The following is a 19,654-nucleotide window of genomic DNA, read 5'->3' as shown; positions in this document are numbered from 1 at the left end:
CGGGCTCGACTTATTCTGCTTCAACCTATTTCGGCTTCCGATTACACTCTCAGGAAGACACTCTACCCAAACTGGTGAAGCAACTATCGATGCGGCTGTAAAGTCCTTGCAGTGTAACAATACTGCCAGATTACAATAGCTTTTGCAACAGTTTTGCAATGAAATGTGGTAGTTAATTCATAATACATTCACCTGATCCATTGAGCCATTGAGATGACTCGGTAGCGCTGCTTGGGGTGTCACCCGCATCATAATCTCCTATCAAACAAGTATTTAATGACACAGTTTCAGGAGAGATTTCTAAACAGGTAAGGTCGCAGAGTCATACAGAAGCTACGTGCTTAAGCCTGGGTCTTAACCATTAGGTCCGAGGTTAAGCGGGCTGTCAGGCAATTACGAAAGTAATTATTAGAAACTAAGGCTTACCCCTCTGAGTTTAGGCTCAGCGCTGTATGCGTCTGCCTTTGAGCTATTACTCTAATAGAATTGCCACCACCTAGCGATAACTTTGGCTACGCTGCGTTAACTCTTCTGTCGGTCAGAAGTAACCACTACTACATAACTTTAGGCTGATTAATAGCTAAGGTCGGTAAGCCCGCTAAGCCCGTTGGGCTCCTAGCACTTAGGCTGGTATCAGGCTTGGTATTAGGCTCATAGCGACAATGACCTGAAATTGACTTTCACTAAGATCGCGATATAATACTTTACAAATGGATGTACATATGTTTCTCTGGTGAGATGCAGTCCTCTGCTTAAATGCATATGCAACCCCTTCCGCCTCCGGTGCCATAGCCTATGCAACCGCCCCCTACCCGTGGCCAACTTGAACGGGCCCTAACCCAACGCATCCAGGCACTCTATCGCAGCCAGCTAGAGCACACTCCCAGTAAAGTGATCTGCAATATTTTTGATGAGAAAATTGCGATCATTCTCGAAGACTCACTAACTAAGCCTGAGCAGATCTTGGCTAGTGCAGGCAAAGAGCAACTAGCGGAGCAGGTTCACGAAGACTTGGATGAAGCATTGCAACCGGAGCTAAAGTTGCTGATTGAGGAAGTCGTTGGTGTATCGGTTGTTGATCTTCTCAGCAAGGCAACTTTAGAGACAGGACGCACAGGAACAATCGCCATTCTTTCGGCTCCTCCCCAAGTGCGAGGCAGTTGATTCATTAGTCGCGAATGAAGTCTAACTTGTGGTTGAGGTAAGTTTCAGACAACTCTTCCTCATCCTTCAATAGAGGTAATTTCTGTATAACTGATTACTACCTCTAGTAAGAGCTTACGATTCTCAAAAAAGACTTAAGATTCTAGGGATCTGTCTCGTTTGAATGTATTTGATTGAACCCCCAGAAGGAAGGACGCTCAGGAGCACCCCGTGGGAAACTATGTCATCTTTGCCAACCCGAGAGCAACTAGAAAGTCTCCTAGCACAGCGTGTTCAGATCTTTTACCAAAAGTATCTGGAGCATTGCCCTAGCAATGTGTTCTGCAATCTCTTTGAGGACAAAGTTGCAATTGTTCTAGAAAACTCACTGACGCCATCGACTCAGTTATTAGCTGATGCAGGTCAACAGGAACTAGCCAAAAAGGTTCGCAATGATGTGCAAAAAGCATTGGAGCCTCAATTTAAAGCAGTCATTGAAGAGGTCTTGGGAGTACCCGTCATCGATTTGCTGAGCAACGCCACATTGGAGACAGGGCGCACCGCTACAATTGTGGTTCTAGCTCAGCCCCCTCAAGTTCAATTGGGTTAGCCTTGACCTCTATTTGAGCGCGCTATTTGAGAGTCAAGTAGCCTTGACGACCTGAGTGTATTGGCTGGAGTTGGCAGTTGATGACTGCCTCCAAATCGTCCAGGCTATAAGGCTTACTGAGATAGTCACTACACCCCGCTTTGAGGGCTTTCTCCCGATCGCCAACCATTGCCATTGCAGTCAACGCGACAACGGGGAGGTGAGCTGTCTTCGGGTTGTGCCGCAGCCGTTGCACTACCTCTAATCCATGTAGGTCAGGCAAAATCAGATCCAGCAGAATTAGAGCCGGCTGATACTGCTGGGTTAGCGATAGAGCTGCTTGTCCAGTTGTGACGCCAATGTAGGAATAACCAAAGACCTCTAGTGCCTGAGTGCTTAACAGCAGGTTATCTTCCTCATCTTCCACCACTAGAATCAACGGCTGTCCTGCAACAATCTGCCGGATGGACTTAGAGACATGCAGATTCATGTTGCGTTCCTCTTAGGAAGTCCTAGGTGGTCAAAAACATGCTTCAAGCAGTCAACGAGGCGGTTCGCTGGCGGTCGGACAAGCACCAGCGAGATTCGGCTCGTGTCCCCTGCTGCTGAGTTAGCCTCTCGATCTCGCCTTGTGGCAAACCCGGAGAGGACCAACGAGCCAGTGGCAGTTGAGCTGCTCGATGCTACTCGAACTTCTCAGAACTTTAACAAAAATTTTAGATTTGAGGCAAGAGCTGAAGGCTTGAAGCCCTAAAAGCCGGTGCTGGTGGAGAGGGTAGGCCTCAGATACTATCGGTGATACTGGTGAAATTGAAAGCTTTGACCCGTACACCGGGCACGACATTGTTGTCAAACCGCTGAGCTTGACTAACGGCATCTACTGCTTGCAACATCTCGGGCAAGCTCTGGTTGAAACGCAGATTCTTGATTGGGTAAACAATCTTGCCATTTTCGATCCAGAAGGTGCCATCACGGGTCATTCCTGTGACGACCAGGGTGCGGGGATTGACGTAGCGTACATACCAAGCCCGGCTGATCAGAATTGCCCGCTCTGTCTGGGCAATCAAGTCGTTTAGGCTCTGATCACTCCCCGTCATAACCAGGGGTGCCAAAGGACCGGTGGCTTCAACGCCTTGTTGCTGTGCCCAGTAGCGGCTGTAGGCCAAAGTGACTGGTACGCCAGCCTCAATAAACGCCAGACGGTCAGCTTTGAGACCATCATCCTGTAAGAAGAAGTGACCGAGCTGAAGTAAGGGGTGAGCAGGGTCGCGATAAACCTGGACCAAAGGGCTGAATAAAGGCTCCCTGACCCGGCTACCCACGGGTTTTCCCTGGTCATCGGTTCGGGACATAAACGAGCGCCCCTCGTCTGCTGCTCGCCCATCTAGATTCCAAGCCACCCAAGGTAGCAAGGAGCTAAAGGCTGCTGGATCAAGAATGACTGGGTATTGACCCGGCGACAATTCGCGAGGTTGACGCGATTGTAGGGAGCGCTCAATCAGTTGTTCGGTTAACTCGGTGATTGGTAACTGGTCGAGTGCAAAAGCGGTTCGAGTTCCCCAACTGGAGCCGGAGCCGGTTGCTGTGCGTGCTGTAAAGCTAAACTCAGCCAGCGTTGTTCGATCGCAGGCGCGTAAACCGCGGCTATTACCAATTGCACGCAAACGGGCTTCTGTACTCAGGGTTCCAGAACCGTCAACCCCAGCTTGATTGCTTAAAGCGGTGACCTGTTGCACCCATTCGCCGCGTACTAGAGGCGAAGAACTAGCAGTAGCTGCATCGAAAGCTGGCACTGCGGCATTGTAGGTTTGCGGTTCTAACAACGGCACAAACTCTGGATCTTCGGGAGCCACTTGAGCCAGCTCTTCAGACCGCCTCAAGGTTGCTCGAAGGGTATCCGGATCTAAATCTGTGGTAGAAGCTGTAGCGCTGCGATGACCAAAGAGGCTGGTAACGCTAAGAGTTAGCTTGGTTTCGCTAATATTTTGGGTCATTTGATTGCTGGAGAAGCGACTGAGGGCCGAATCGCCGCCCGTCAACTTCACCACTACTGCCTCGGCTTGTGATTGGGCAATAACTGCTTCGATTAGGGACAGTGCTTGATCTTCTGTCGGTAAGCTCTGAGCGGAATCAATTGCAATAACCATTGCTGTGTTCTCCCCCTTCAAACTGGGCCAGGTCCAGATAGAAATTTATAGAAAATAGCTTGATGAATTTTTCTAGAAAATTTTTGCTTAAACTAACGAGCATTTTGAGCGCAAAAAAGCATCATCTTATCTAAGAGTGGCTAACTAGTTTGAGCTGAAACTTATGCAAATAATCACCCGAATATCATAGACCCTTCAGATAAAGGGCACAGCTCTTCACCGGTTTAATCCTCAGTAGTCTGTGTGAAATTTAAGGGTGTAAACGTTAGAAAAAGTGTAGAAAATTCATCTAATTTAATAGAATATTCTGCTTCTAGGCCAATGTTAATGCTGGATATCAGACATCCCCTCTGCGATGGATGTTTAAGCCGCAGACAAGGGATAGCCTCCTAACGAAACCGAGCGCCTCATTGCAGCTTTGCGGAGGAGTCATTTGCATATCGCCTCTGCACTTTCTGCTGACCATTCCTTGAGCGAAACTATTGTTGCCCCTGGTATTGCCCCCCAGTTGCGCGCAGAGACGAAGCTGCACCGTTGGTTTGAATCCTGGGTAGAACAAGCACCCGAAGCTGTGGCCGTGCGGTTTGAAGGTGGGCCCTTTGATCATGAGCAACTCAGCTATCAGGAATTAAATAGGCGCGCCAATCAACTAGCCCATTACCTACAACAGCTAGGAGTTGGACCAGAGGTACTCGTTGGTCTCTGCCTTGAACCGTCTGTCCAGATGATCGTGGCTTTACTAGCCATTCTCAAAGCAGGGGGTGCCTATGTACCGCTCGATCCCAGCTACCCTCAAGAGCGTTTGAAATTCATGCTTGAGGATGCGCGAGTGCCTCTCTTACTCACGCAGCAGCACTTGAAGCATTTACCAATATGTGAAGCGCAGGCAGCAGGCAGAGCGCAGGTTGTTTGTTTAGATTCTGACTGGCAGGCCATCGCGCAGCAGAGCAACCAAAACCTCACTTTCAATGAGGCTAACGAAACAACTGCCAATCTCGCCTATGTAATTTACACCTCGGGTTCAACGGGTAAACCCAAGGGTGTTCTGGTGCAGCATCAGGGTTTGAGCAATTTGATTCAAGCTCAGGCGAAAACTTTTCAGGTGCAACCGGGTGACCGGGTTCTGCAATTCGCCTCTCTGAGCTTTGACGCCTCAATCTTTGAAGTCGCAATGGCCCTGACCGCAGGCGCGGCACTTTACCTAGCGCCAAAACATACTCTGTTACCTGGGCCTGACTTGGCGCAGCGATTGCGAACTTGGGAGATCACCCATGTAACTCTGCCGCCCGCCGTCCTGTCGCGGCTCAGCGCAGCCGAGTTACCAGCTCTCAAAACCGTGATCGTGGCTGGAGAAGCCTGCTCTGAGGCAATCGCCGAGCGCTGGTCTATTGGACGTCGGCTGTTCAATGCTTATGGCCCGACCGAAGCAACTGTTTGGTCAACTGTTGCTGTTGTGCCAAATGGCGGCAAGCCACCGCTGGGGCAAGCTATCGCCAAGGTCAAAGTATATGTGCTGGATGAGCAGTTGCAGCCGGTACCGGTAGGCATGCCAGGGGAACTGTGCATCGCTGGAACCAGCCTCGCTCGCGGTTACCTCAACCGCCCTGACCTCACAGCAGAGCGCTTCGTTCCCCACCCCTTCAGCCAGGAGCCGGGCGACCGTCTGTATAGAACTGGTGATTTAGCTTGCTACCAGCCAGATGGCAGCCTGCAATTCCTCGGTCGGCTGGATCAGCAAGTGAAGCTGCGGGGCTATCGGATTGAGACGGGCGAGCTAGAGAGCCTTCTCCTGCAAAACTTAGGGGAGCAGGCAGGGCAAGGGGCAGGGCAACGGTCAGCCGTGCGAGAGGCCGCCGTGCTGCTGCGCGAAGACCAGCCCGGTCAGCCGCAGTTGGTGGCCTACTTGAGCTTGCACCTCGACCCGCTCAGCCAGAATCAGGACCAGAGCCAGGCGCAGCTACAGCAGTGGCAGCAGTTGTACGAGCAGGTCTACGAGCAGGCACAAGCCAGCCCCCTCACCCCAGCGACAGAATCAGAGCACAACTTCATCGGCTGGAACAGCAGCAGTGGCGAGGCCATTCCCCTGCCTCAGATGCAGCAGTGGCTGGAAGACCGAGTGGAGCGGTTGCGTCAGCACAAGCTGGAGCGAGTGTTGGAGCTCGGCTGCGGCACCGGTCTGCTGCTGTTCGAGCTAGCGCCGCAGAGCCGAGAGTATTGGGGGACGGACTTCTCGCAGCAGAGCCTGGAGTACGTGCAGCAGCGGTTGGGGCTGCGAGGGCTGAAGCAAGTGAAGTTGCTGAACCGGCTAGCGCACGAGTTCGAGGGGATAGAGGCAGGGCGCTTTGATGCTGTGATTCTCAACTCGGTGGTGCAGCACTTCCCCAGCCAGGAGTATCTGCTGGAGGTGCTGTCAGGAGCGGTGGCAGCGACAGCCGAGGGAGGGGTGGTGTTTGTGGGAGATGTGAGGAGCCTGCCACTGCTGGAGGCTTTTCAGTCGTGGGTGCAGTTGGAGCAAGCGCCAGCCTCAATGAGCCGAGAGCAGTTGCAGCAGCGAGTGGAACGGGAGGTGTTTGAGGAAGCGGAGCTGTTGGTAGACCCAGACTTGTTTAGTTGGTTGGGTGAGCAGTGGGAGCGGGTGGAGCGAGTGGAGGTGCAGCTAGAGCGGGGGTGGCATCACAACGAGCTGAGCCAGTTCCGCTACGATGTGCTGCTACACATTGGCAGCCGAAGGAATAGCTCTGTCGAAATCGAATGGCAGCAGTGGACTGAAGCAGGGCCCAGCCCATTGGCTGTGCGGCAGCAGTTAACCGAAGGACAGCTAACGCAGTTGGTCATCAGAGGTGTTGCTAACGCGCGCGTTGCCGCTGCTGTTCGGACGGCAGACTGGCTAGCTGCTAAAAAGGGACCCAGGACAGTTGGACAGATGCGAGAGACCCTGCAAAAGCTGCGCCAGTCTGGGGTGGAGCCGGAGGTTTGGTGGGAACTGGGCGAGGAGTTGGGCTACCAGGTGCAGGTGAGCTGGACAGCGGATCGAGTTGATGGCAGTTACGATGTGCTCTTTGTAAGCCAAGCGCTGGATCCGGTATGTATCTCAGCTCCAGCAAGAAGCGAGCAAAAGAGATACACAAACAATCCCTTGCAAGGCAAGCTGAGCCGCGAGGTCGTGCGGCAGTTGCAGCAGCGACTAGCAGAGCAAGTGCCAAAGTACATGCTGCCAAGTAGCTGGTTGGTACTGGCGACCCTGCCGCTGACGGCAAATGGCAAGATCGATCGCCGGGCTTTGCCTGCACCTGAGCGCTCAGAACTACCAGAGAAAGGGGCAGCCAGAGTCCCTGAGAGTGAATTAGAAGCTGTCCTGGTGCAGTTGTGGGCAGAGGTGCTAGGCCAAGGTCAAGTAGGCATCCACGACAATTTCTTTGCTCTGGGCGGACATTCGCTACTAGCAACACAGCTAATCTCGCGTCTGCGGGATGTGCTTCAGGTCGAGATACCGCTACAGGCTTTGTTTGAGGCTCCCAGTGCAGCGGCTTTGGCTGAACACATCGAAACAGTCGGGTGGGCCACCAACGGTTTATCACCCATGAGCTTCTCGTTGGCTGAGCGAGAGGAAGTGGAATTTTGAAACAGGAAAAGGGAAATGACCCAGTTTCTTTCTAAGCATTCCTTCTCAGCTTTAGGGAACGGTTCGGAGTTGCTCGACTCAGTTGAGCGTCAGGAAGAAGTATTTGTTTTTCCTGCTTCATTTGCTCAACAGCGCCTGTGGTTTCTCAATCAAGTTGCGCCTGGCAATCCCTTCTACAACATGCCTGCTGCACTGCGCTTGAGCGGTTCACTAAATGTTGCTGCCCTGCATCAGGTGTTCAATGAAATTGTGCGCCGTCATGAAGTGCTGCGCACAAGCTTTACTTTGGTAAACGAGCAATTGATGCAGGTGGTTGCGCCAGAGGTGAATCTACCCCTGCCAGTCATTGATTTACAATCGTTGAATTCCAACGAGCAAGAGGTCCAATGCCAAGAGCTAGCTGCGGCTGAAGCACAATCTTCCTTTGATCTCACTCAAGGCCCTTTGTTGCGCTTGAAGCTGTTGCGATTAGGAGAGACAGAACACCTACTTTTACTGACCCTGCATCATATTGTTTCCGATGAATGGTCAATTGGTGTGCTGGTTCAGGAGCTAGAAATTCTTTATACTGCCTTTGCGAATCAGCAAGCCTCGCCTCTACCCGAATTACCTCTGCAATACGCTGATTTTGCCTGCTGGCAACGGCAGTGGTTGCAGGGCGAAATCCTGGACGATCAGCTGACCTATTGGCGACAACAACTCAGCGGTCTTTCGGCCCTCAACCTGCCTACCGATCGGCCCCGTCCGGCTACACAGACCCATCGTGGGGCTTCAGAAATCTTAGATTTGCCTCAGGATTTAACAGCGGCTTTAGAAGCGCTATCACAGAAGGGTGGGGTGACCCTGTTCATGACCCTGCTGGCTGCATTTCAGATCCTGCTATATCGCTACACGCAACAGAGTGACGTAGCTGTCGGCTGCCCCATTGCTAATCGCAATCGCAGTGAGATTGAAGGACTCATTGGCTTCTTCGTCAATAGCCTAGTGCTGCGAGTAGACCTTGCGGGTAATCCTAGCTTTGAGGCGTTGTTGGAGCGAGTGCGGGAGGTAGCATTAGGGGCCTATGCCCACCAGGACTTACCGTTTGAGAAGCTAGTGGAGGAGTTGCAGCCGGAGCGGGATCTAAGCCGTAACCCGCTGTTTCAAGTGGTATTTGCGCTGCAGAATGCGCCCATGCAAGCCCTGAAATTGCCAGGTTTAACTCTAAGTCCTCTACCGCTAGAAGTGAGGACAGTTCGCTTCGATCTAGAGTTTCTTTGGGAAGGCTCAGAGGCGCTAAGCGGGCTTTGGGGTAGACCCTCAGAGGGGCTGAGGGGCATGTTGATTTACAGCACTGATCTCTTCGACGCCAGCACTATCCGCCGCTTATTACAAAACTTTAAAACTCTGCTGGAGAGTATCGTTGCTAATCCGCAACAACGCTTGCTGGAATTATCACTACTGACACTAGCTGAACAGCAACAAATTCTAATTGAATGGAATAACACACAGACTGATTATCCCCAAGAAAGTTGTGTTCATCATTTATTCGAAGCCCAGGTTGCACGCACTCCTGACGCAGTAGCTGTTGCTTTTGAGGATGGACAACTTACCTACCAAGAACTGAATTGTAGGGTTAACCAATTAGCTCACTACCTACAACGTCTAGGCGTTGCTCCAGAAGTGCCAGTTGGCCTTTGCCTAGAGCAATCAATGCAGATGGTGATTGGGTTATTGGCCATCCTCAAAGCAGGTGGTACCTATTTGCCCTTGGATCCTAGCTATCCGCAAGAGCGCTTGAAGTTTATGCTTCAAGATGCTCGGCCGTCTGTACTACTCACCCAAAACCGCTGGCTTGAATATCTGGGCAGACCTGAGGCTTTAGTCATCTGCTTAGACAACTGCACAGCGATCGCCCAACAGGATAATGGCAACCTGCTCAGCTCTGTTACGGCTCACAATCTTGCCTACATTCTCTACACTTCTGGCTCCACAGGACAGCCTAAAGGAGTGGCGATTGCTCATCAGGCGATCACTCGTCTGGTGTTGAATAGCAATTACATTCAGCTCAAAGCTTCTGACAGGGTAGTTCAAGCTGCGAATACCTCTTTTGATGCAGCAATTTTCGAGATTTGGGCTGCGTTGCTGCATGGAGCTCAGCTCATTGGTTTGCGTAGGGAAACGCTTCTCTCACCTCAAACTTTTGCAGCTCAAATTCGTCAACGGCAAATCAGTGTCCTGTTCTTGACAACCGCTTTATTTAAGCAGCTTGCAAGTATCGTGCCTGAGGCTTTTGCTTCGGTCCGCTGTTTGCTTTTTGGCGGTGAGGTGACTGATTCTAGCTGGATGCAGTCAGTATTAGAGAGTGGCTCACCTCAGCAGCTATTGCATCTTTACGGGCCAACCGAAGGCACAACTTTTTCGTCCTGGTACAAGCTGCCTGAGTCCTTATCAGGCGCTAGCTCCATACCCATTGGTCAGCCTGTTGCCAACACCCAAATTTATATTCTCGATACTCAACTGCAACTGGTTCCTATTGGAATTCCAGGAGAAGTTTACATCGGGGGTGATGGCCTGGCTCGTGGCTATCTGAATCAACCTGAGCTGACGGCCGCCTGTTTTATTCCCAATCCGTTTAGCTCAGTGCCGGGAGCCCGTCTCTACAGAACTGGCGATTTGGCCCGCTGCCAACCAGATGGCAATCTGGAGTTTCTAGGTCGCCTGGACACCCAGGTTAAGGTGCGGGGATTCCGCGTAGAGCCAGCAGAAATTGAGGCAGTTTTAGCTCAACATCCAGAGGTACAGGCGGTGGTTGTCATGCTTCGCGGAGACACCTCTAAAAGCAAACAACTAGTTGCTTATCTTGTGCCAAATACTGTGTCAAAACAGGGACAGACTTTAACCTACCCAAACCTACGTCATTGGCTCAAGGAAAAACTGCCGGAATACATGCTTCCCTCAGCCTTAGTGGTGCTGGAGGCGTTGCCGCTAACACCGAATGGCAAAGTAGACCGTCGTGTTCTACCAGCACCTGCATCTCGCCAGGAAAGGCAGAGCGAGTATGTTGCCCCTCGCACGGCAATTGAGGTGATATTAGTCAACCTCTGGGCAGAAGTTTTAGAACAGAAACAAATTGGTATCTATGACAATTTTTTCGAGTTAGGGGGGCATTCACTGCTAGCAACTCAACTGATCTCGCGGGTGCGCAATGCGCTTGGCGTAGAAGTGCCGGTTCTCACTTTATTCGAGGCACCCAGTGTTGCCGGTCTAGCGAATTATGTCGAGACAGTGGGATGGGCCTTCAGAGGAGGTCAGCCTGATGAGGCAGTGGCAAAGACTGCGACCGAGGCTCGGGAGGAGATAGAGTTTTGAAGACCGTTGAATTTTTAACTTACCTGCGCAGTTTAGATGTGCAAATTCTGGTTGAGGGCGAGCGGTTACGTTGCAATGCGCCTGAGGGTGTTCTCACGCCACAGCTTCGAGCTGAGTTAGGTGCTCGCAAAGCTGAAATCATTGCATTTATTAGTAATGCTAGCGTTGATTTAAATGCGACCTCTCTTAGCTCGAAGGTTGACCGGCGTGGCAAAAATCTGCCGCTTTCTTTTGCGCAACAACGGCTGTGGTTCCTCAACCAGTTAGCACCAGGCAATGCCTTTTACAATATGCCTGCCGCTGTGCGTTTAACTGGCTTACTGAACCGCTCTGCATTAGCAAAAACATTTAGCGAAATCGCGCGTCGCCACGAGTCTTTGCGGACTACCTTTGCGTTGCAAGCGGGGCAACCCATTCAAGTCATTTCTGATAACTGGAATGTGCCTTTACCGGTGATCGATTTGCAGCAATTACCGGCTCTTGAGCAGGAAACTGAGGTCCAAAAATTAGCTGCCGCAGACGCACAACGCCCATTTGATTTGGTTCAGGGACCACTGTTTCGAGCCGCCCTGTTACAGCTCAAGGCAACAGAGCATGTGCTGTTGCTGAACATGCATCATATTGTCTCGGATGGCTGGTCATTCGGGGTGCTTATCCGTGAGTTGGCGACCTTATATCCAGCCTTTGCGGACCAGCAAGCCTCACCTTTACCGGAATTACCCCTTCAATATGCTGACTTTGCCTGTTGGCAACGGCAGTGGTTGCACGGTGAAGTTCTAGACAATCAGTTGGCCTATTGGCGACAACAATTAGATAATCTGCCTGCCCTGAATCTACCGGCCGATCGGCCACGTCCAGCTGTTCAGAGTTATCAAGGCGCAACTCAGGCGATAGAACTATCCCAGAGCTTAACTATTGCTTTAGAGGCGCTATCGCAGAAAGCGGGGGTGACTCTGTTCATGACCCTGCTGGCTGCATTTCAGATCCTGCTATATCGCTACACGCAACAGAGTGACGTTGCTGTCGGTTGCCCCATTGCTAATCGCAATCGCAGTGAGATTGAAGGACTCATTGGCTTCTTCGTCAATAGCCTAGTGCTGCGAGTGGACCTTGCGGGTAATCCTAGCTTTGAGGCGTTGTTGGAGCGAGTGCGGGAGGTAGCATTAGGGGCCTATGCCCACCAGGACTTACCGTTTGAGAAGTTGGTGGAGGAGTTGCAGCCGGAGCGGGATCTAAGCCGTAACCCGCTGTTTCAAGTGGTATTTGCGCTACAGAATGCGCCCATGCAAGCTCTGAAATTGCCAGGTCTAACCCTCAGTCCAATTCAGCCCCAGACAGATACAACTCGCTTCGATTTAGAACTGCATTTGTGGGAGCGCTCCGAGGGATTCAATGGCTTATGGGGAGAGGATTGGCAAGGGCTAAGGGGCATGTTGGTCTACAGTACCGATCTGTTCGATGCCAGCACTATTACTCGGCTAATCGGCCACTTTCAAACCTTATTGCTGGGTATTGTCACCGATCCGCAACAACGTCTTTTGGATCTGCCTCTGTTAACGGCCACCGAGCGGCAGCAACTGCTGGTCGAATGGAACAATACACAGAAAAACTATCTCCAAAATGACTGCGTTCACTGCTTATTCGAGGCGCAGGCTAGGCGCACTCCTGAAGCAATTGCAGTTGCCAGTCAAAATCGCTCTCTAACCTATCAGCAACTCAATAATCAGAGTAATCAAATTGCCCATTATCTACAGGGCTTGGGCGTTGGTCCAGAGAGCTTAGTGGGCATCTGTATGGATCGCTCCTTAGAAATGGTTGCTGTCTGGCTCGGGGTTCTCAAAGCAGGTGGGGCCTATGTGCCTCTTGACCCAACTCATCCTGAAAAGCGTCTAAATTCTATGCTTCAGGATGCCCAGGTTGCTGTCTTGCTCACGCAGGATCGCTGGGCTGAAACCTTCGCCAAACTATTGACTGAACCGGCTAAACAGCCGGTAAAAGTGATTAATTTGGATCTAGATTGGAGCATGATCACACAGCAGAGTGAAGCAAATCCTGCGAGTTCTATCACTCTCGATAATCTTGCTTACGTCATCTACACTTCTGGCTCAACGGGTCAGCCTAAAGGGGTTGAGGTTTGCCACCAAGGCTTGTTAAATCTAGTCTCTTGGCACCAGCAAACTTTTGCTGTTTCGCCTCACGACCGAGCCACTCAGTTAGCTGGAACAGCGTTTGATGCCTGCGCCTGGGAAATCTGGCCTTATCTTGCAGCTGGAGCCAGCATTTACTTGCCGGATCAGGAAACTCGTCTGTCACCAGAGAAATTGCGCGATTGGCTACTAGATAATGCCATTACCATTAGCTTCTTGCCGACTCCTTTGGCAGAACAAATGCTGACTTTAGCTTGGCCTGAGCAAGCTGCTTTGCGAACGTTGCTAACCGGCGGCGACAAACTGCATCAATATCCTCAAGTTCGCCAACCTTTTGCCTTGATCAATAACTACGGCCCTACTGAAAATACCGTAGTGACAACCTCGGGTTTAGTTCCTGTTAGTGAGATGGCCTCTGCCAACCCTTCGCTAAGCCCTTCATTAGGTCATCCCATTAGCAATGTTGAGGTGTATGTGCTGGATGAGCAGTTGCAGCCAGTCCCCATAGGCGTGCCAGGAGAATTGTGCATCGCAGGGTCTGGCCTCGCTCGTGGCTACCTTAACCGCCCCGACCTCACAGCAGAGCGCTTTGTCCCTCACCCCTTCAGCCGCTCACCCGGCGCTCGCCTCTATCGCAGCGGCGACTGCTGTTGCTACCAGCCAGATGGCAGCCTGCAATTCCTCGGTCGGCTGGATCAGCAAGTGAAGCTGCGGGGCTATCGGATTGAGACGGGTGAACTGGAGAGCCTTCTCCTGCAAAATTTAGGGGAGCAGGCAGGGCAAGGGGCAGGGCAAGGGTCAGCCGTGCGAGAGGCCGCTGTACTGCTGCGCGAAGACCAGCCCGGTCAGCCGCAGTTGGTGGCCTACTTGAGCTTGCACCTCGACCCGCTCAACCAGAATCAGGACCAGAGCCAGGCGCAACTCCAGCAGTGGCAGCAGTTGTACGAGCAGGTCTACGAGCAGGCACAAGCCAGCCCCCTCACCCCAGCGACAGAATCAGAGCACAACTTCATCGGCTGGAACAGCAGCAGTGGCGAGACCATTCCCCTGGCTCAGATGCAGCAGTGGCTGGAAGACCGAGTGGAGCGGTTGCGTCAGCACAAGCTGGAGCGAGTGTTGGAGCTCGGCTGCGGCACCGGTCTGCTGCTGTTCGAGCTAGCGCCGCAGAGCCGAGAGTATTGGGGGACGGACTTCTCGCAGCAGAGCCTGGAGTACGTGCAGCAGCGGTTGGAGCTGCGAGGGCTGGAGCAAGTGAAGTTGCTGAACCGGCTAGCGCACGAGTTCGAGGGGATAGAGGCAGGGCGCTTTGATGCTGTGATTCTCAACTCCGTAGTGCAGTATTTCCCCAGCCAGGAGTATCTGCTGGAGGTGCTGTCAGGAGCAGTGGCAGCGACAGCCGAGGGAGGGATAGTGTTTGTGGGCGATGTGAGGAGCCTGCCACTGCTGGAGGCTTTTCAGTCGTGGGTGCAGTTGGAGCAAGCGCCAGCCTCAATGAGCCGAGAGCAGTTGCAGCAGCGAGTGGAACGGGAGGTGTTTGAGGAAGCGGAGCTGTTGGTAGACCCAGACTTGTTTAGTTGGTTGGGTGAGCAGTGGGAGCGGGTGGAGCGAGTGGAGGTGCAGCTAGAGCGGGGATGGCATCACAACGAGCTGAGCCAGTTCCGCTATGATGTGCTGCTGCATATCGGCACTCCGGCTAAGGCAAGTCCCCCTGCTGACGCAGGCCCCATATGGCAAGAGTGGGCGCAGCAGCAGTTGACTCTGGAGCAAGTGCGTCAGCAGTTGGTGCAGTCACTGCCCCAAGTTGCAATTCGAGGGGTGCCGAACGCCCGAGTCTTGGCAGCGGTGCAGGTGGCTACCTGGCTAGCGAGTGCCCAGGGACCGGCAACTGCTGGGCAGATGCGCGAGGCCGTGCAGAGATTGCGGGGGCAAGGCATAGAGCCGCAGGTCTGGTGGGATTTGGGCAAGGAACTGGGCTACGAGGTACAGGTGAGCTGGGCGGCTGGGCAAGATGGCAGTTATGACGTGATCTTGGTGAAGCAGGGCGTGAATCCGGTTTGGCCCACGCTAGTATCTACAGCTTTAGGGCCGCAAAGGAGATACACGAACAATCCTTTGCAAGGCAAACTGAGCCGGGCAGTGGTGCGTCAGGTGCAGCAGCAATTGGCCGAGCGCGTGCCGGAGTACATGCTGCCGACCGAGTGGGTGGTGCTGAAGAAGCTACCGTTGAACGCCAATGGCAAAGTGAACCGGGCAGCTTTGCCTAGGCCGGAAAGTGGGCTGACAGGCAGAGCTGGGACAGCGCAAGGGCCAAGAAGCGAACTGGAAACAGTGTTAGTTCAGTTGTGGGCAGAGGTTTTGGGGCGAGGACAGGTGGGCATCCACGACAATTTCTTTGCGCTGGGAGGGCATTCGCTACTAGCAACACAGTTAGTGTCTCGGTTGCGGGATGCTCTACAGGTGGAGCTTCCTCTGCTCACGTTATTTGAGGCTCCAACCATCGCACAGTTATCCCAGGAAATCGAGTCTCTTAAAAACAGTGCTGTGATCAGCCAAACGCCAGCTCTAGTGCCTGTTTCTCGGGAGGCTCGTCGTATGAAACTGTCCTCCCTGCAAGAAAGCAAACATCAATGATTGGGGATAGCTTGGCAGTTTCTGAGTCAGAAGCGGAGGTTTTCGTATTTCCAGCCTCATTTGCACAACAACGGTTGTGGTTTCTTGATCAACTAGTTCCCAATCATCCCTTTTATAATGTCCCTGCTGCAATTCGTCTGGTAGGCACCCTAAATCAAAGGGCCTTGAAGCAAACCTTTAACGAAATCGTGCGTCGGCATGAAGTGCTGCGCACAACTTTCGTGCCGGTAAAGGGCCAGTTGATGCAAGTAATTGCGCCCAGCTTGAGCCTGCCCTTGCCAGTGATTGATCTGCGGCGGTTGCCAAGAGCTGAACGCGAGGTAGAAGCTCAACATTTAGCCACACAGGAAGGCCAACGACCCTTTCAGCTAGCTCAAGGCCCCTTGTTACGAGTCACCCTATTGCAACTCGACGAGGCCGATCAGGTGCTGCTGCTGAACATGCACCACATTGTTGCTGATGGCTGGTCCAGTGGCATTTTAATCCGAGAACTAACGGCTCTCTATACAGCCTTTGTGCGTGGGCAATCGTCGCCTTTGCCGGAGCTACCCCTGCAATATGCTGACTTCGCCGATTGGCAACACCAATGGTTACAAGGTGAGATTTTAGAGCAACAGCTAGTCTACTGGCGCCAGCAATTGCAGGGTGTTTCCAGGTTGAACCTGCCGACTGATCGACCTCGGCCATCGGCCCCCAGTTATCAGGGTGAACAGCAGTGGCTGATTCTGCCCAAGTCGTTGAGCCAAGCCTTAGAAGCCCTTTCCCAGAGGATGGGCGTGACACTGTTCATGACTCTGCTGGCTGCATTCCAGGTTTTGCTCTGCCGCTATTCAGGGCAGGAAGATATTGCAGTTGGTTCACCAATTGCCAACCGCAATCGCAGTGAAATTGAGGGGTTGATTGGCTTCTTTGCCAACAGTTTAGTGCTACGGCTTCACCTTGCTGGCAATCCTAGTTTTGAGGAATTGTTGGGACGTGTGCGAGAAGTCACTTTAGGGGCCTACACGCACCAAGATTTGCCATTTGAAAAGCTGGTAGAAGCATTGCAGCCAGAGCGCGATCTGAGCAGCAACCCCTTGTTTCAGGTGGTGTTTGCTCTGCAAAACGCACCCCTGGAAGGTTTAGATTTACTGGATCTCAAGCTAAGTCCCTTCTCGTTTGAGAATAAGACAGCACGATTTGACTTGGAATTGCATTTGTGGGATTACCCTGAGGGGCTGAGGGGTAAAATTGTTTACAGCACTGACCTGTTTGAAGCCAGCACAATCAGCAGACTTCTGGGCCATTTTCAAGTCCTGTTGGAAGGGATTGTTCGCGACCCTAAACAGCGCTTATTGAGTTTGCCGATTCTGACACTAGCTGAACAACAAATCCTACTGGGCTGGAATCAGACTCAGGCAAATTACCATAAGGAAACCTGTGTTCGTTGCTGTATTCATCAGGTGTTTGAGGCCCAAGTAGACCGAGCACCTAATGCCACAGCTTTGCTGTCTAAAAATGGGCCGTTGACCTATCGAGAATTGAACCACCGTGCTAACCGATTGGCTCACTATTTGCAGCAGCTTGGCGTTGGGCCTGATGTTCTGGTTGGCCTATATCTGGAACGTTCTGTACAGGCTGTCGTGGCGCTGCTTGCCATTCTTAAGGCTGGAGGAGCCTATGTTCCCCTTGACCCCACTTATCCTCAAGCGCGTTTGGAATTCATGCTCCAGGATGCAGAAGTGTCTATCCTGCTCACACAGGAACACTTACTGAGACGATTGCCAGAGTATTCGGGCCAGGCGGTCTGTTTGGATCTTCTGGAGTCAAAACTTACTCTGCAGATTCAGGAAAATCCGACCAGCCCAGTGACAGGCAACAACCTGGCTTACCTCATTTACACCTCTGGTTCGACCGGCAGACCCAAGGGAGTTTTGATTCAACACCAGGGGCTTTGTAATCTAGCAAAAGCGCAAATTCAATTCAATCTACAACCCCACCATCGGATTCTACAGTTTGCTTCCCTCAGCTTTGACGCCTCTGTTTTTGAGCTGGTAATGGCTCTATGCTCAGGGGCAACATTGTGTTTGCCTGCACCAGAAACCCTGAGGGACATTGCTGGTTTAACGGAATGCTTGCAAGCCTGGCGAATTACCAACCTGACGGCACCACCAGCACTGTTGTCAGTGCTACCAGCCGAAGACTTACCGATGCTTCAGACTGTAGTATCTGCTGGTGAAGCCTGTTCTGCTCAATTGGCGCAACAATGGTCCCTCGGTCGTGAGTTTTTCAATGCCTATGGACCAACTGAGGCGACGGTTTGGGCTGCAATTGAGCAATTCAATGACCAATCCAATAATCAACTGAGTAATGACACTACCCCTACTCTAGGGCGACCGATTGCTAACACAGAAATCTATGTTCTGAATGCTCAATTGCAGCCTGTACCCATTGGCGTGACTGGTGATCTATACATTGGTGGCGAGGGGCTGGCCCGTGGCTATCTCAATCGGCCTGATTTGACGGCTGAACGATTCCTACCTCATCCCTTCAGCTCAAAACCAGGTGCACGGCTCTACAAGACAGGTGATTTGGCTCGCTATCAAGCCGATGGCCGTTTGGTGTTTTTGGGGCGAGTGGATCAGCAGGTCAAACTGCGAGGATATCGAATTGAGCTAGGGGAGATTGAAACTCGGCTCAACCAGCATCCGAAGGTACAACAGGCTATTGTGGTTGCCTGTGAAGAAAATTCAGGTAGACGCTTAATAGCCTATATTGTCTTGCAACCTGGACAAGAACTGAACAAGGCAGAGTTGCAGGCTTGGTCAAGAAAGATGCTGCCAGTTTACATGCTGCCATCTGCGTTTGTGTTCCTATCAACATTGCCTCTAACATCTGCTGGCAAAATAGACCGTCAGGCGTTGAGCGTAGCGAATCCGGCTCGGTTTGAATCAGAAAAAAACTGGGTTGCTCCTCGCACGCCAACCGAAGCAAAACTCACACAGATTTGGGCTGAAGTCCTTAAAATTGAGCGGATTAGCGTTCGAGATAACTTCTTTGAGTTAGGGGGAGATTCCCTCACGGCAATGCGCTTGATCGCGCAAGTGAATCAACAATTTGAGCAGCCGCTTTCTCTATCGACGTTTTTTCTAAAACCAACGGTTGAAGAGCTAGCAAAGGCCGTCACTCAAGCTGGCCCATCAACTTGGTCGCCGCTTGTTCCTCTGCAAGCTGAGGGTGCGCAATCTGAAGGTGCCAAGCCGCCCTTCTTCTGTGTGCATCCAGTACTAGGGATGATTTTTCCTTACTACGAACTATCGCTTCATCTAGGCAAAAAACAGCCCTTCTATGGTTTGCAACCCCTCGGTCTAAGCGGGGAGACGCCGCAGTCCCGGATTGAGGATATGGCAAGCTATTACATCGAAGCCTTGCGTAAAATTCAGCCCCAGGGCCCCTATTATCTGGGAGGATACTCGTTTGGTGGCTTGGTTGCTTTTGAAATGGCTCAACAGTTTTGGAGGCAGGGGCAGCAAGTTGCTCTGCTCGCTCTGTTAGATACGCCAGTACCAGCAAAACGGAATCAACCGGGTGTTTTTCAGGTTTTCAAATTCTTGTTCGCCACAGTAGCGCCCTTTGCCTGGCGGTTTCTTCTAGACTATTTGCACCTGATCAGGGCACCCGGCAAAAAGCAAAAATCTAAGGCCAACCTCATACCCAATGAGTCCAAGCGTCGTATCCTGAACGAGCTGACTATTGCCCCGATGCTGAAGGTGTTTCGGGCAAATAGTCAAGCTGCGCTCGCTTACCAACCCCAGGTCTATCCAGGCCGAATCGCTTTATTTAGAACCAGTGACCAAGACCCACAAGCAAGGCGGGATCCTACCCTGGGGTGGGGGCAATTAGCCTTGGAAGGTGTGAAAGTTTATTCAGTCCCAGGCAACCACCTGTCTCTGTTGAGAAAGCCTCAGGTTCAGGTTCTGGCTCAACAGCTCCAGGAATGCCTTGAGAAGGCTCAGCTAGAGCCTTGAATGAGAATTTGCTAAAT

Annotated in this window: 8 protein-coding genes; 6 read left to right on the top strand and 2 right to left on the bottom strand. The window is 52.1% G+C overall.

Annotated elements, in window-relative coordinates; genetic code table 11:
• Nucleotides 1-795 precede the first annotated feature (795 nt).
• Together H6F94_RS20085 and H6F94_RS20080 are read left to right on the top strand one after the other, a co-directional pair.
• Complete coding sequence (locus H6F94_RS20085) at nucleotides 796-1,164, top strand: Na-translocating system protein MpsC family protein (protein WP_190804038.1); 369 nt, start codon at nucleotides 796-798, stop codon at nucleotides 1,162-1,164.
• 220 nt (nucleotides 1,165-1,384) lie between these two features.
• The gene (locus H6F94_RS20080; RefSeq protein WP_190804037.1) at nucleotides 1,385-1,753 is read left to right on the top strand and encodes a Na-translocating system protein MpsC family protein; all 369 of its coding nucleotides are present in this window, start codon (nucleotides 1,385-1,387) and stop codon (nucleotides 1,751-1,753) included.
• 22 nt (nucleotides 1,754-1,775) lie between these two features.
• On the opposite strand, the gene H6F94_RS20075 is transcribed toward H6F94_RS20080, so the two are convergent.
• Both H6F94_RS20075 and H6F94_RS20070 read right to left on the bottom strand, forming a co-directional pair.
• Nucleotides 1,776-2,222, bottom strand: a complete 447-nt coding sequence (locus H6F94_RS20075) for a response regulator (RefSeq protein WP_190804036.1) — start codon at nucleotides 2,220-2,222, stop codon at nucleotides 1,776-1,778.
• 292 nt (nucleotides 2,223-2,514) lie between these two features.
• A complete protein-coding gene (locus H6F94_RS20070; protein WP_190804035.1) occupies nucleotides 2,515-3,879 on the bottom strand; it encodes a TldD/PmbA family protein in 1,365 nt (454 codons plus the stop codon).
• A 433-nt stretch (nucleotides 3,880-4,312) separates the two neighbouring features.
• Between H6F94_RS20070 and H6F94_RS20065 the strand changes: the two genes are divergently transcribed.
• From H6F94_RS20065 to H6F94_RS20050, 4 genes are read left to right on the top strand one after another with little or no spacing between them, the layout of a single operon-like run.
• On the top strand, nucleotides 4,313-7,501 hold the full coding sequence (locus H6F94_RS20065; protein WP_190804034.1) for a non-ribosomal peptide synthetase: 3,189 nt from the start codon (nucleotides 4,313-4,315) through the stop codon (nucleotides 7,499-7,501).
• Nucleotides 7,502-7,516: 15 nt separating this feature from the next.
• Nucleotides 7,517-10,852 carry a non-ribosomal peptide synthetase gene (locus H6F94_RS20060; RefSeq protein ID WP_190804033.1) on the top strand — a complete coding sequence of 1,112 codons (3,336 nt, stop codon included), beginning with the start codon at nucleotides 7,517-7,519 and terminating at the stop codon, nucleotides 10,850-10,852.
• A complete protein-coding gene (locus H6F94_RS20055) occupies nucleotides 10,849-15,630 on the top strand; it encodes a non-ribosomal peptide synthetase (protein WP_190804032.1) in 4,782 nt (1,593 codons plus the stop codon). Before H6F94_RS20060 ends, H6F94_RS20055 begins: the two co-directional genes overlap by 4 nt.
• Nucleotides 15,627-19,637 (top strand): non-ribosomal peptide synthetase, encoded by a 4,011-nt coding sequence (locus H6F94_RS20050; protein WP_190804031.1) that lies wholly within the window; start codon nucleotides 15,627-15,629, stop codon nucleotides 19,635-19,637. The genes H6F94_RS20055 and H6F94_RS20050 overlap by 4 nt, the downstream gene beginning before the upstream one ends.
• Nucleotides 19,638-19,654 lie beyond the last annotated feature (17 nt).

The organism is Leptolyngbya sp. FACHB-261, from assembly GCF_014696065.1.
Classification (GTDB): domain Bacteria; phylum Cyanobacteriota; class Cyanobacteriia; order FACHB-261; family FACHB-261; genus FACHB-261.
The sequence above is the reverse complement of the archived record's forward strand: the minus strand, read 5'-3'. Positions and strand labels throughout refer to the sequence as shown.